The sequence below is a fragment of the Vogesella margarita genome, assembly GCF_028548475.1.
Classification (GTDB): domain Bacteria; phylum Pseudomonadota; class Gammaproteobacteria; order Burkholderiales; family Chromobacteriaceae; genus Vogesella; species Vogesella margarita.
The window spans coordinates 129,044-141,877 of the sequence record NZ_JAQQLE010000003.1; the positions used below are offsets into that span (position 1 = coordinate 129,044).

At 62.8% G+C, this 12,834-nt stretch carries 11 protein-coding genes; 1 reads left to right on the top strand and 10 read right to left on the bottom strand.

What is annotated here, in order from left to right; all coding sequences use genetic code 11:
* Positions 1-190: 190 nt before the first annotated feature.
* The 7 genes from fliG to uvrB are packed head-to-tail and all read right to left on the bottom strand — an operon-like array spanning position 191 to position 7,933.
* Positions 191-1,189: a flagellar motor switch protein FliG gene (gene fliG, locus PQU96_RS05440; protein WP_189353190.1), complete on the bottom strand. Its 999-nt coding sequence runs from the start codon at positions 1,187-1,189 to the stop codon at positions 191-193.
* Positions 1,182-2,900 (bottom strand): flagellar basal-body MS-ring/collar protein FliF, encoded by a 1,719-nt coding sequence (fliF, locus tag PQU96_RS05445; RefSeq protein WP_272771228.1) that lies wholly within the window; start codon positions 2,898-2,900, stop codon positions 1,182-1,184. The genes fliG and fliF overlap by 8 nt, the downstream gene beginning before the upstream one ends.
* A gap of 60 nt (positions 2,901-2,960) precedes the next feature.
* Positions 2,961-3,281, bottom strand: coding sequence for a flagellar hook-basal body complex protein FliE (fliE, locus tag PQU96_RS05450; RefSeq protein WP_272771229.1), 321 nt, complete (start codon positions 3,279-3,281; stop codon positions 2,961-2,963).
* A 29-nt stretch (positions 3,282-3,310) separates the two neighbouring features.
* The gene (locus PQU96_RS05455; RefSeq protein ID WP_272771230.1) at positions 3,311-4,639 is read right to left on the bottom strand and encodes a sigma-54-dependent transcriptional regulator; all 1,329 of its coding nucleotides are present in this window, start codon (positions 4,637-4,639) and stop codon (positions 3,311-3,313) included.
* Between the two features lie 51 nt (positions 4,640-4,690).
* Positions 4,691-5,380, bottom strand: coding sequence for a chemotaxis protein CheB (locus PQU96_RS05460; protein ID WP_272771231.1), 690 nt, complete (start codon positions 5,378-5,380; stop codon positions 4,691-4,693).
* Positions 5,381-5,429: 49 nt separating this feature from the next.
* A complete protein-coding gene (locus PQU96_RS05465; RefSeq protein ID WP_272771232.1) occupies positions 5,430-5,918 on the bottom strand; it encodes a low molecular weight protein-tyrosine-phosphatase in 489 nt (162 codons plus the stop codon).
* Between the two features lie 2 nt (positions 5,919-5,920).
* A complete protein-coding gene (uvrB, locus tag PQU96_RS05470; protein ID WP_272771233.1) occupies positions 5,921-7,933 on the bottom strand; it encodes an excinuclease ABC subunit UvrB in 2,013 nt (670 codons plus the stop codon).
* Positions 7,934-8,137: 204 nt separating this feature from the next.
* On the opposite strand from uvrB, the gene PQU96_RS05475 reads away from it, so the two are divergent.
* Positions 8,138-8,938 carry a serine hydrolase gene (locus tag PQU96_RS05475; protein WP_272771234.1) on the top strand — a complete coding sequence of 267 codons (801 nt, stop codon included), beginning with the start codon at positions 8,138-8,140 and terminating at the stop codon, positions 8,936-8,938.
* Positions 8,939-9,001: 63 nt separating this feature from the next.
* Here PQU96_RS05475 and PQU96_RS05480 read toward each other — a convergent pair whose 3' ends face one another.
* The 3 genes from PQU96_RS05480 to PQU96_RS05490 form a co-directional block, all read right to left on the bottom strand.
* On the bottom strand, positions 9,002-10,045 hold the full coding sequence (locus tag PQU96_RS05480; protein ID WP_272771235.1) for an ABC transporter ATP-binding protein: 1,044 nt from the start codon (positions 10,043-10,045) through the stop codon (positions 9,002-9,004).
* Entirely contained in the window at positions 10,045-11,655 is a 1,611-nt protein-coding gene (locus tag PQU96_RS05485; RefSeq protein ID WP_272771236.1) for an ABC transporter permease, read from the bottom strand. The genes PQU96_RS05480 and PQU96_RS05485 overlap by 1 nt, the downstream gene beginning before the upstream one ends.
* A gap of 127 nt (positions 11,656-11,782) precedes the next feature.
* The gene (locus tag PQU96_RS05490) at positions 11,783-12,775 is read right to left on the bottom strand and encodes an extracellular solute-binding protein (protein WP_272771237.1); all 993 of its coding nucleotides are present in this window, start codon (positions 12,773-12,775) and stop codon (positions 11,783-11,785) included.
* Positions 12,776-12,834: the final 59 nt, after the last annotated feature.

Consider the following 12,834-nt stretch of genomic DNA (forward strand, 5'->3'; position numbering starts at 1 on the left):
TTCTAGTGCCGACGTCTCCTCGGACGCCTCCGCCATAATGAGCGAAGCCCCCTCGACAGGGGGCTCCTCCGGCTGAGGCGCGGGCTCCGCCCCGGGCGGCGCCGCGATGTCGGGCGCGGTCGCAGCAGTCCCCAACTCGCTCATGGTCCAGCTGCGCCACTGCCCCAGCGATTCGGCAGGAATGACGTTGTTATTCGACAAGGCCTTCGTCTCCACCTTTGCTTGCAATCACGATCTGGCCTTCGTCGGCCAGCTTGCGCACGATCTTGAGGATTTCCTTCTGCTCGGCCTCGACTTCGGACAGCTTGACCGGGCCTTTCGACTCCAGGTCGTCCCGCAGCATCTCGGCCGCGCGCGACGACATATTGCGGAAGATCTTGTCCTTCAGCTCCTGGCTGGTGCCTTTCAGCGCCACGACCAGCGAGTTGGACTGCACTTCGCGCAGGATGGTCTGGATCGAACGGTCGTCGATCTCGAGAATATTCTCGAACACGAACATCTTGTCCTGGATGCGCTGCGCCAACTCCGGATCGTACTCGCGGATATAGGACAGCGCCGAGGCTTCGACGTTGGAGCCGAGGAAGTTGAGGATTTCGGCTGTCATGCCAACACCGCCGGCCGCGCTCTTCTTGACACGATCGGCGCCGGACAGGAGCTGCGTCAGCACGTCGTTCAGCTCGCGCAATGCCTGCGGCTGCACACCCTCCAGCGTCGCGGTACGGATCAGCACTTCGTTGCGCACCCGCTCCGGGAAGTAGGCCAGGATGGCACTGGACAGGTCCGGGTCCAGGTGCACCATGATGGTGGCGATGATCTGCGGGTGCTCGTTGCGGATCAGGTCGGCCGCGGAGGACGGATCCATCCACTTCAGGCTCTCGATACCGCTGTGGTCGTTGCCCTGCAAGATCTTGTCCAGCAGGTTGGCCGCCTTGTCCGGTCCCAGCGCCTCGACCAGCACGTTGCGCAGGTACTCGTCGGTCGCGCCGAAGTTGGCGCGGGCCGCGCATTCCTCCTGGAATTGCGACACCACCTTTTCCACTTCCTCGTGGCTCAGGTTATTGAGCCCGGCCATGGCCAGGCTGAGTTTCTGCACTTCCTTGGGGCCGAGATACTTGAAGACCTCGATCGCTTCCGCCTGGCCAAGGCTGAACAGCAGTACCGAACTGCGGCGAACACCGACATCACTCATCAGAGCTGATCCATTCCTTGATAATCTGCGCGGCCATGCGAGGGTCAGACTTCACCAGCTCGCGAACATTTTGCATATTAGCCTCGAACACACGGCGCTGGAGCTCTTTTGGCGATGGGTTGTCGCTGTCTTCCTCCGACTCGCTCTCCTCACCCTCTTCGCCCGCAACCGCCAGCAGACGGCCACTGCCGGCCGCGGCCTCAGGTTCACCCACCGGCTCAGGCGGTGGCGGGTTCACCACGTCGCGCATGATAGGCCGCACCACCCCGAACAGCAGATACAGGACAGCCAGCAGCAGCAAGCCGTACTTGAGCAAATCGGCGGCATTGTTGCTGGCGAAGTCCAGCACCTTGTCCTGCACCGTCAGCACCGGTACCGCATCGGCAAAGCTGGCGTTGACCACGTTGACCGAATCGCCGCGCTCGGCATTGAAGCCGACCGCCTCCTTGACCAGATTGTTGATCTGCCCGAATTCTTTTTCCGTCAGCGGCGTGGCCTTCAGCACCCCCTGGTTGTCGGGCACCATCTTGTAGTTCACCACCACCGCCGCAGTCAGGCGCTTGATCACGCCCTTCTGTGCCTTGGTGTGCTGGATGGTCTTGTCGACTTCGTAGTTGGTGGTGATTTCGCGACTCAAGGAACCGGAGGCGGTCCCCATCGGCAAGCCCGACAGCGTGGCTGTACCGGGCGCGGCACCGGGAGGTAGCGTCAGCGGCGCCGACGCCGGCGATGGTGGCTGGTTGGTCAACGCCCCGGGCACGCCGGACGGCAGGTTGGCGTCACGCCCCAGCGTCTCGCTGATCTGCTGACTGCGGGTGGCGGAAGGATTGGGCGTCGAATTGGGACGGAAGCTCTCCGAGGTCTGCTCCGACTCGGAAAAGTCCACGTTGGCCGTCACCTGTGCACGGGCATTGCCCTTGCCGAAAATCGGTTCGAGTATGGTTTCGACCCGCTTGGTGTAGTCGGCCTCTATCTGGCGTACATAGTCCAGCTGCCGGCGATCAAGCGAGCCGTTATTCTGGTCCGGCACCGTGGACAGCAAATTACCGTCCTGATCGACGATAGACACATTGCGCAGCGGCAGGTTGGGCACCGAGCTGGACACCAGGTGCATGATGCCGGCAATCTGCCCGCCGTCCAGGATCCGCCCCGGTCGCAGGGTCAGCATCACCGATGCCGTCGGCTGCTGCTGGTCGCGCACGAATACCGACTGCTTCGGCATCGCCAGATGCACGCGCGCACTCTCCACCACGGCAACCGCCTCGATGGTGCGCGCCAGTTCGCCCTCGATCGAGCGCTGGTAATTGACCTGCTCGGCAAACTGGCTGATGCCGAACTTCTGCTTGTCCATCAGTTCGAAACCGACGCCGCCGGCCTTGGGCAAACCTTGCGTCGCCAGCTTCAGGCGGGTTTCGTAAACGCGCTCGCTCGGCACCGAGATCACCCCACCGTCACCCAGCTGGTAGGGCACATTCATCTGCTGCAGCGCGGCGGTGACCTGGCCACCATCACTATCGGCCAGACCGGTAAACAGTACTTTGTAGGGAGGTTCGCGATTGAACACCAGCAAGGCAAGCGCGATGGACAACACTGCGGCGATGGCAGTGAAGAACAGGATTTTCTTGTTATTGGGAAGGGCATTGAAACGAGCCAACGCTTCGTTGGCACGCCCCTTCCAGGCAGGCGCAGTTTGATCGACCAATTCAGCCATACAGTGGTTATTTCATTATTGATCTTACCGCCGCAGGCCCGAAGCTCGAAACGAACGGCGCTACACTTGCGTATTCATGATTTCCTGATAGGCCGAAACCAGCTTGTTGCGGGCCTGAACCATGGTCTGGAAGCTCAGACTTGCTTTTTGCATCGACACCATGACGTCCTGGATGTTAACGCCGTCCTCACCCAGTTCAAACTGCTTTTGCAGCTCAAGCGAAGTGCTCTGCACCTGGTTGACCTGCTCCAGCGTGCTCTTGAGTACATCGGAAAAATCGACTTCGGGAGCGGTCTTGTCTACCGCAGGCGCCTGACCCGCGGCCAGCGACGACATGGCGCGCAGTTCACCCAATAGCTGATTGATACCCTGCGTGGACATAGTAACCTCTTGCAGTGAGGCCGGTGGCGTCAGGCCGGACCGGCGTCTTCTTCACGATAACGTTGCAGCTTGTAGCGCAACGTCCTTTCGCTAATGCCAAGGCGTTCTGCAGCCAGTTTCTTGACGCCGCCGCACGCCTGCAGCGCATCAAGAATGTGACGCTTTTCTACCGCTTTCATGTCCAGATCGGACGCTTCGGCGACGCTGCCGCTTACCTCTGGCAGCACCACTGTCGATGGCGACAGCATCAGATCGACGGCAGAAACTTCCGGCCCGGCGGCAAGAATTGCCGCCCGTTGCATCACATTATCCAGCTCGCGGATGTTACCTTCCCAACTATAGGCCGTCAATTCACGCTCCGCGTCCTTGCCCAGGGTCAGGCGCGACTTGGAAACGGCATTAGCATACTTATCCAGCAATTTTCGCGCCAGCGGCAAGATGTCTTCGGTGCGGTCGCCCAGCGCCGGCACTGCCAGCGGAAATACGTTGAGGCGGAAAAACAGGTCTTCGCGGAAGCGACCGGCCGCGACTTCCTCCTGCACGTCACGGTTGCTGGTGGCCAGCACGCGGATGTCCAGCTTGATGGTGCGCGTGCCGCCGACACGCTCCACCTCGCGCTCCTGCAGCACACGCAACAGCTTGGCCTGCAATAACAGCGGCATTTCGGTGATTTCGTCGAGCAGGATGGTGCCGCCCTGCGCCTGCTCGAACTTGCCAGGCAGCACGTTGGCCGCACCGGTGAAGGCGCCCTTCTCGTGACCGAACAGGGTCGACTCCAGCAGATTGTCGGGAATCGCCGCGCAATTGACGGCGACAAACGGCGCCCCGCCACGCCGCGAATGGCGGTGAATGAAGCGGGCCAGCACTTCCTTACCGGCGCCGCTGGGGCCGCTGATCAGCACGCTGGCGTCGCTGGGCGCCACCTGCCGCGCGATGGCCAGCAAGCGCTTCATCGGCGCGGAATAGGCCAGCAGCTCTTCGTCGCCTTCGGGCTCCGGCAGCAGATATTTTTCCACTTCCGCAATCAGCTGCTGCGGCTCGAACGGTTTCAGCAGGTAGTGGCTGGCGCCGGCGCGCAGCAGGTCGATCGCGCGCTCGATCACGCCATAGGCGGTCATCAGCACGAAGGGCAAAGCCGGATAGGTGGCCTTGACCTGCTGGAACAGGGTGTAACCGTCCATCGGCTGCATCTGGGCGTCCGACACCACCAGGCCGACCGCGTTGTCGCGCAACACCTGCAAGGCGGACTGGCCGTCCGCCGCCTCCAGCACCGCGTAACCGGACAGCACCAGGGTATCGACCAGCGCTTCGCGCAGGTCGGCATCATCTTCCACAACCAGGACAGGCAAATATTTCATGGGTAACCGAATACTATTCAAGACAGGAAGGCACAAGGAGCGGATAACGACTCAATCATGATGCTGGCGCTGCCCGCACAGCGCCACCAGGCGCGCGGCAATATTATTGAGCGGCAATACCTCGTGTGCGGCGCCGAGTGCAATCGCCTCCTTGGGCATGCCGAACACCACGCAGGACGCCTCGTCCTGCGCGATATTGTGGGCGCCGGCCTCTTTCAGCTCGCCCATGCCGGAGGCGCCATCGCGCCCCATGCCGGTCAGGATCACGCCGATGGCATTGCGGCCGACAACGTTGGCCGCAGCACGGAACATCACGTCTACCGATGGCTTGTGACGGTTGACCGGCGGCCCCTGGTGCAAACCGATCGCGTAGCCGATGGTACCGGCCGGTTTGAGCAGCAGATGGGAGTGCCCCGGCGCGATATAGACCACGCCCGGCAGCAGGCGCTCGCCGTCTTCCGCCTCCTTGACCCGCAGCTTGCACAGCGAATCCAGCCGTGCGGCGAAGGACTTGGTGAACATTTCCGGCATGTGCTGGGTGATGATGATAGGCGGCATCTGCTCCGGCAGCGCGCTCAGCAGCACCCGCAGCGCTTCGGTGCCGCCGGTGGACGATCCGATGGCGATGACCGCCTGGCGCCCCAGCGCCGCCCGTCCAGGCTGGCGCGGCAAGATGGCGTCGGCACTGTGACTGGGTGCGACTTCCAGCGGTTTGAAATCCAGCCCTTCCCTACGCGGCATGACCATGTTTTCCCCTTGTGGCGGCGCCAAAGCGCGGCGTCAGGTTTTGTTATATTGCAGACAACTGCGCGCTGGCCTTGTCCAGCCAGCCGCGCGACGCCTGCTCCAGCAGGGCGAATACTGTGTCAAAACCGGCCTCCCCACCATAGTAGGGGTCCGGCACCTCGGCATCCGCCAGCATCAGCGCCAGCTCGCCCGGCCAGTCCGCCGGCATCAGCCGCCGCAATTGAGCCAAGTGATCGTAACCGGCGACCAGGATCAGATCAAACTGCTGCCAGTCTTGCAGCTGGAACGGCCGCGCCCGCAAGGCGCGCATGTCGACACCGTGACGCAGCGCCGCCGCCACCGTGCGCGGGTCCGCCGTTTCGCCGGCATGCCAGGCCGAGGTACCGGCGGAATCAATCTCGATCTGCGCCGCCAGGCCGGCGCGGCCAACGTCACGCGCAAAGATGGCGTGCGCGGTCGGCGAGCGGCAGATGTTGCCGGTACAGATGAACAGCACCCGGAAACGGGCGGATGACAGGACTTTGTTTTTCATGATTACAACGGATTGATCCACGCTTGCTCTTTTAATACTTTCAACTGATCACGCAGGCTGGCGGCTTTTTCGAATTCGAGATTGCGCGCCGCTTCCAGCATTTCCTTTTCGAGGCGCTTGATTTCCTTGGCCAGCGCTTTTTCATCGAGTATCACCGTGGACAGCGCGCTCTTGCGTTTCGAGATACCGGCATTATCGCCGTAAACGCCGTCGATCAGGTCGCGCACTTTCTTGTTGATACCCTGCGGCACAATACCGTTGGCCGCATTAAATGCCAATTGTTTATTTCGGCGGCGCTCGGTTTCATCGATGGCCCGCCTCATGCTATTGGTAATTTTATCAGCATAAAGAATGGCGCGACCCTGCAAATTACGCGCTGCACGGCCGATGGTTTGAATCAGGCTGCGCTCGCTACGCAAAAAACCTTCTTTATCGGCATCCAGAATCGCCACCAGCGACACCTCCGGAATATCCAGCCCCTCGCGCAGCAGGTTGATGCCGATCAGCACGTCGAACATGCCCAGGCGCAGGTCGCGGATGATCTCCACCCGTTCCACGGTGTCGATATCGGAGTGCAGGTAGCGCACTTTCAGCCCGTGCTCGGTGTAGTAGTCGGCCAGCTGCTCGGCCATGCGCTTGGTCAGCGTGGTCACCAGCACCCGCTCGTCGCGCTCCATCCGCAGGCGGATTTCCGACAGCAGGTCGTCGACCTGCGTCGCCACCGGCCGGATCTCGATCTCCGGATCCACCAGCCCGGTTGGCCGCACCACCTGCTCCACCACCTGGCCGGCGTGCGTGGTCTCGTAGTCGGCCGGCGTGGCGGACACGAAGATAGTCTGCGGCAGCAGGCGTTCGAACTCGTGGAATTTCAGCGGCCGGTTGTCCGCCGCCGACGGCAGGCGGAAGCCGTACTCGACCAGGTTCTGCTTGCGCGCGGCGTCGCCCTTGTACATCGCGCCGACCTGCGACACGGTGACGTGGCTCTCGTCGATGAACATCAGCGCGTTCTTCGGCAGGTAGTCGATCAGCGTCGGCGGCGCATCGCCCGGCGCGCGGCCGGAGAAGTGGCGCGAGTAGTTTTCGATGCCCTTGCAAAAGCCCATCTCGTACAGCATTTCCAGGTCGAAGCGGGTGCGCTGCTCGATGCGCTGCGCCTCCACCAGTTTGCCCTCCTTCTGGTACCACTCGATGCGCTCGCGCAGCTCCAGCTTGATCTGCTCGCAGGCGCGCAGCACGGTGTCGCGCGGCGTCACGTAGTGGCTGCCGGGATAGACGGTAAAGCGGCCGACACGCTGCTTGGTGGCGCCGGTCAGCGGGTCGAACAGGGTCAGCGTTTCGATCTCGTCGTCGAACATGCTGACACGCACCGCCAGCTCGGCGCTCTCCGCCGGGAAGATGTCGATCACGTCACCGCGCACGCGGAAGCCGCCGCGCGAGAAATCGACGTCGGCGCGGTCGTACTGCATGGTCACCAGCCGCGCGATAATGTCGCGCTGCGCGATGGTCTCGCCCTCCTTCAGGTGCAGGATCATCTGGTGGTATTCGGACGGGTCGCCGATACCGTAGATCGCCGACACGGTGGCGACGATGATGCAGTCCGGCCGCTCCAGGATGGATTTGGTCGCCGACAGCCGCATCTGCTCGATGTGCTCGTTGATGCTGGAATCCTTCTCGATGAACAGGTCGCGGCTCGGTACATAGGCTTCCGGCTGGTAGTAATCGTAGTAGGACACGAAATACTCGACCGCATTCTCGGGGAAGAACTCGCGCATTTCCGCGTACAGCTGTGCGGCCAACGTTTTGTTGTGCGCCATGATGATGGCCGGGCGGCCGGTGCGGGCGATGACATTGGCCATGGTGAAGGTCTTGCCGGAACCCGTCACCCCCAGCAGGGTCTGGAATGACAGACCGTCCTCCAGCCCCTCCACCAGCGATGCAATCGCCGTCGGCTGGTCACCGGCCGGCGGAAATGGCTGGTGCAAACGGAACGGACTTTCCGGAAAAACAATATTCATCGACATTCACCCATTCGTCACGCCAATGATGGCTGGTCCAATTGTTTTTCATGGCATAAACAGAAAATCAATCCGGACAAATCCACTCTGGCGATTTAAAATAAAATCTGTTTTATTGCGTCACTCACCACGCATCGGAGCCACAAAAAGATGCTAAAGAATTTATTTGTTGCTTGCGTGCTGGCGCTTGGCAGCGGTGCTGTCATGGCCGCCCAGCCGACAAGCTATCATCCGTCGGAAGCCGCACAGCCGCAATTGAGCTCGCACTCGGTCGCCATCGTCGACGGCCGTACCGGGCAGATGGTATTCGAAAAGAATGCCCGGCAAAAGTTGCCGATCGCCTCCATCACCAAGCTGATGACCGCAATGGTGGTGCTAGACGCCGGCCTGCCGCTGGACACGCCGATGACCATCGGCGAAGAGGAACTCGACCGCCTGAAGAACACCGGCTCGCGCTTGGCCGTCGGCTCCACGCTGACGCGTCGCGAAATGCTGCTGCTGGCGCTGATGTCGTCAGAAAACCGTGCCGCGGCCGCGCTGTCGCGCTACTACCCCGGCGGCCGTCCGGCGTTCATCGAACGCATGAACCAGAAAGCGCGCGCCATCGGCATGCAGAACGCCAGCTTCTACGACTCGACCGGGCTGGACGTGCGCAACAGCGCCACGGCGATGGATCTGGTGCGCATGGTCAAGGCTGCCAATCAGTATCCGCTGATCCGCCAGTTCACCACCATGACCGAGTACACGGCGCAGCCTACCCCCACTCGCACCCTGCACTACAAGAACAGCAATGCGCTGGTACGTGAAGGGCAGTGGCAGATCGATCTGTCCAAGACCGGTTTCATCAACGAAGCCGGCGGTTGCTTGGTGATGGAAGCCGAAGTCGGCAGCCAGAAGCTGGTCTTCGTGCTGCTGGCCGCCAACAGCTCGGCGGCGCGGGTGCGCGACGCGCGCTCGATCAAGAACTGGCTGGAATCCAATCCGCAAACCTGGCTCGCGGGCTGAACCGCACCAAGGTTGGCCGCAAGCAAAAACCCGGTGCCTGGCACCGGGTTTTTTCATGGCCGTTCAGCGCGCAAAGGCAATCAGGTGGTCCAGCTCCAGGCGGATGCCGATCGCCTCGCCGATGGCGTGGTTGTGATGGCTGGGCACCTGCGCCAGCACCTGCTGCCCGGACGGCAGCTGCAGCGTGTACATGAACTCGGAGCCCATGAACACCTTGCCCCTGACGGTGGCGGTCAGCGCGCTGTGGTCGTCGTGCACCACGTCGTCCGGACGCAGCAGCACGTCCACCTCTGCGCCGACCTGGTAGGCCAGCGGCGTCAGGCTGCAATACTCGCCCACCTCCAGCGTCACGCACTGCGGCCCGCTGATCACCGCCGGCACGAAGGCGCCCTGGCCGATGAAATCGGCGACGTAGCGGCTGACCGGCTCGTGGTACAGCTGGTAGGGCGACGCCCACTGCTGCAGGTGTCCCTCATGCATCACGCCGACCTTGTCGGCCATCGCGAACGCCTCCTGCTGGTCGTGCGTCACCATGATCGCGGTCATGCCCTGCTCTTTCAGGATGCCGCGCACCTCGTGCGACAGGCGCTGGCGCAGGTCGACGTCGAGGTTGGAAAACGGCTCGTCCAGCAGCAAGAGCCGCGGTCGCGGCGCCAGCGCGCGTGCCAGCGCCACCCGCTGCTGCTGACCGCCGGACAGCTCGTGCGGATAGGCACCGGCCAGTGCAGACAGGCCGACCACCTCCAGCATCAGCCCGACGCGCGCCTTGCGCTCGGTGTCGGCGAGGCCGCGCAGGCCGAAGCCAACGTTGGCCGCAACGTCCAGATGCGGAAACAGCGCATAGTCCTGGAACACCATCCCCACCGCGCGCAGATGCGCCGGCTTGCTGTACCCCGGGGCGGCGATACGCTCGCCGTTGAGGCGGATCTCGCCGCCGCGCAGCGGCTCGAAACCGGCGATGCAGCGCAGCACCGTGGTCTTGCCGCAGCCGGAGCTGCCCAGCAGGCAGGCGATCTCGCCCTCCGCCAGCTGGAACGACATGTTATCGATCACCGGCTTGCCGGCGTAGGCCTGGCTGACCGCATGCAACTGAAGCAAAGCATCCATCAAGCAACATCCTTTTGACGTGACAACAGCAAGGTGGGAATCAGACCGACCAGCACCAGCACCACCGCCGGCAACGCCGCCTGGTCAAACACCCCTTCCGACGTCAAACCGTAAATCCTGACCGCCAGCGTGTCCCAGCCGAACGGGCGGGTCATCATGGTGATCGGCATCTCTTTCATCACATCGACAAACACCATCAGCACCCCGGTCAGCAGGCCGCCCTGCAGCAGCGGCAGGTGCACGTGGCGCAGCAGCGTGAAGCCGGAATAGCCGAGGTTGCGCGCCGCCTCTTCCTGGCTGCGCGTGATGCGGTTCATCGCCGCGTCCACCGCCGAGTAGCCGACGGCGAGAAAGCGCGACACGTAGGCCAGCAGCATCACCGCCAGCGTGCCCTTGAGCACCGCGGTGACATCCTGGCCAGCGAAGAAGTGCTCGATCAGCACATTGTCCAGCCAGGCAATCGGCACGAAGATGCCGACCGCCAGCACGGTGCCCGGTACCGCGTAGCCCAGCGTCGCCACCCGCGCCAGCAGCCGTACCAGCGCACCACCGTCACGGCGGCGGGCATAGGACAGCAGCAGAGCGATGCCGACGATGATCAGCGCCGCCATCATCGACAGCATCACCGAGCGCAGCGCGTAGCCGAACAGCGCCTCGTTCCACTCCTGTTCCAGCGCGCCCCACGACCACACCAGGAGCTGGCCGAAGGGCAGCACGAAGGCCAGCACCAGCACCAGCAGCGCGTAGCCGCTGGCCAGCCAGGCCCGCGCGCCGGCCAGCCGCAGGCGCGGCAGTGGCGCGGCGCGGCCGGCCTGCACATAGGCGCGACGGCCGCGCGCATACTGCTCCAGCGCCACCATCACAAAGATCAGCGCCACCAGCAGCGACGCCAGCTGTTTGGCGGTATCCAGCGAGAACAGCGAGAACCACGCCTTGTAGATGGCGGTGGTGAAGGCATCGAAGTTGAAGATCGACACGGTGCCGAAATCGGCCAGCGTTTCCATCAGCGCCAGGATCAGGCCGCCCATGATCCACGGCCGCGCCATCGGCAGCGCGATGCGCCAGAAACCGGCGCTGCGCGACAGGCCCAGCGTCTGCCCCACTTCCAGCGCACGGCGGCCCATGGTGGAGAAGGCGTTGCGCGCCAGAAGGTAGACGTAGGGATAGAAGGCGAGGCTCATCACCAGCACCAGGCCACCGGTGGAACGGATGGGCGGAAACCAGCGCGTATTGTCGAAGTGCTCGCGCAGCAGGGTCTGCACCGGGCCGGAAAAATCGAACAGCCCGACCTGGGCGAAGGCCATCACGTAGGCCGGCATCGCCAGCGGCAGCATCAGCGCCCAGTTGAACTGCTTGCGGCCCGGAAAATCGTACACCGCCACCAGCCAGGCCAGCGGCACGCCGAGCAGCAGCACGCCGGCGGCCACGCCCAGTACCAGCCACAGCGTGTTGTTCAGCAGTTCCGGCAACGCGTAGTCGAGCAGGTGCTGCCAGATCACCGGATCCGGCGTCAGCGACGAGAACACGATCACGGCAAGGGGAATCAGCGTCAGCAGGCTGACCAACAGGGCGACAAGCGGCCAGCGCCAGCGTCGGAAAACGGATGGCATAGAAAAGGACAGGCGAAAATCAAAAGGCGGATTATCCGCCTTTAGCCCCTGTGGCTCAAACGGCATGCACGGACCTCGCAAAGAAAAAAGGGCGCCACGGCGCCCCCGGTTTCACCCCGCGACGGGATTACTTGTAGCCGACGCGGTCCATCAGCATCACGGCTTCGGCCTGTTTCGAGCCGGCCACCTTGACGTTGATCAGGTTGTGCTTGAAGTTGCCCCACGACGCCACCAGTGCATCGGCCTTCACTTTCGGGTTGGCCGGATACTCGTAGTTGACGTCGGCGAACATGTTCTGCGCCTTGTCGGACGACAGCCACTCCAGCAGTTTCACTGCACCCTTCACGTTCTTGGCATAGCGCACGACACCGGCGCCGGACACGTTGACGTGGGTGCCCTTGCCAGCCTGGTTGGCCCAGAACGGGCTGACCGGGAAGCCCGGGTTCTTGGCCACGATGCGGCCGTAGTAGTAGGTGTTGGCCAAGCCGACATCACACTGGCCGGCGGCAATCGCCTCCAGCACCGCGGTGTCGTTGCCGAACGGGGCAGTCGCCAGGTTGTTGACCCAGCCCTTGACCATGCGCTCGGTGGCTACCGGGCCGATATCGGCGATCATGGTGGCGATCAGCGACTGGTTGTAGACGTTCTTCGAGCTGCGCAGGCACAGTTTGCCCTTCCATTTCGGGCTGGCCAGGTCTTCGTAGGACGCCAGCTGCGCCGGCTTGACAGTGTTCTTGTTGTAGAAAATGGTACGGGCACGGACCGACAGGCCGAACCAGTTGTTGTCCGGGTCGCGCAGGTTGGCCGGAATGTTGGCGCTCAACACCGCCGACTTGACCGGCTGCAGCAGGCGCATGTCGTCGGCTTTCCACAGGTTGCCGGCGTCCGTGGTCATGAAGATGTCGGCCGGGGAGTTGCTCCCTTCTGCCTTCAGGCGCTCCATCAGCGGGCCTTCCTTGTCGGAAATGACCTTGATCGCAACACCGGTTTCCTTGCTGTACGCGTCGAACAGCGGCTTGATCAGCTGCTCGGCACGGGAGCTGTACACCACGATTTCTTCCGCGGCGGCGGATCCGGCGAAGACAGCCAGCAGCGAGGCAAGCAATACCTTTTTGTTCACAGTCACACTCCTTTAAAGCCCGTTGTCAGGCATGGCATCGATGACCGGGATTGTAATAA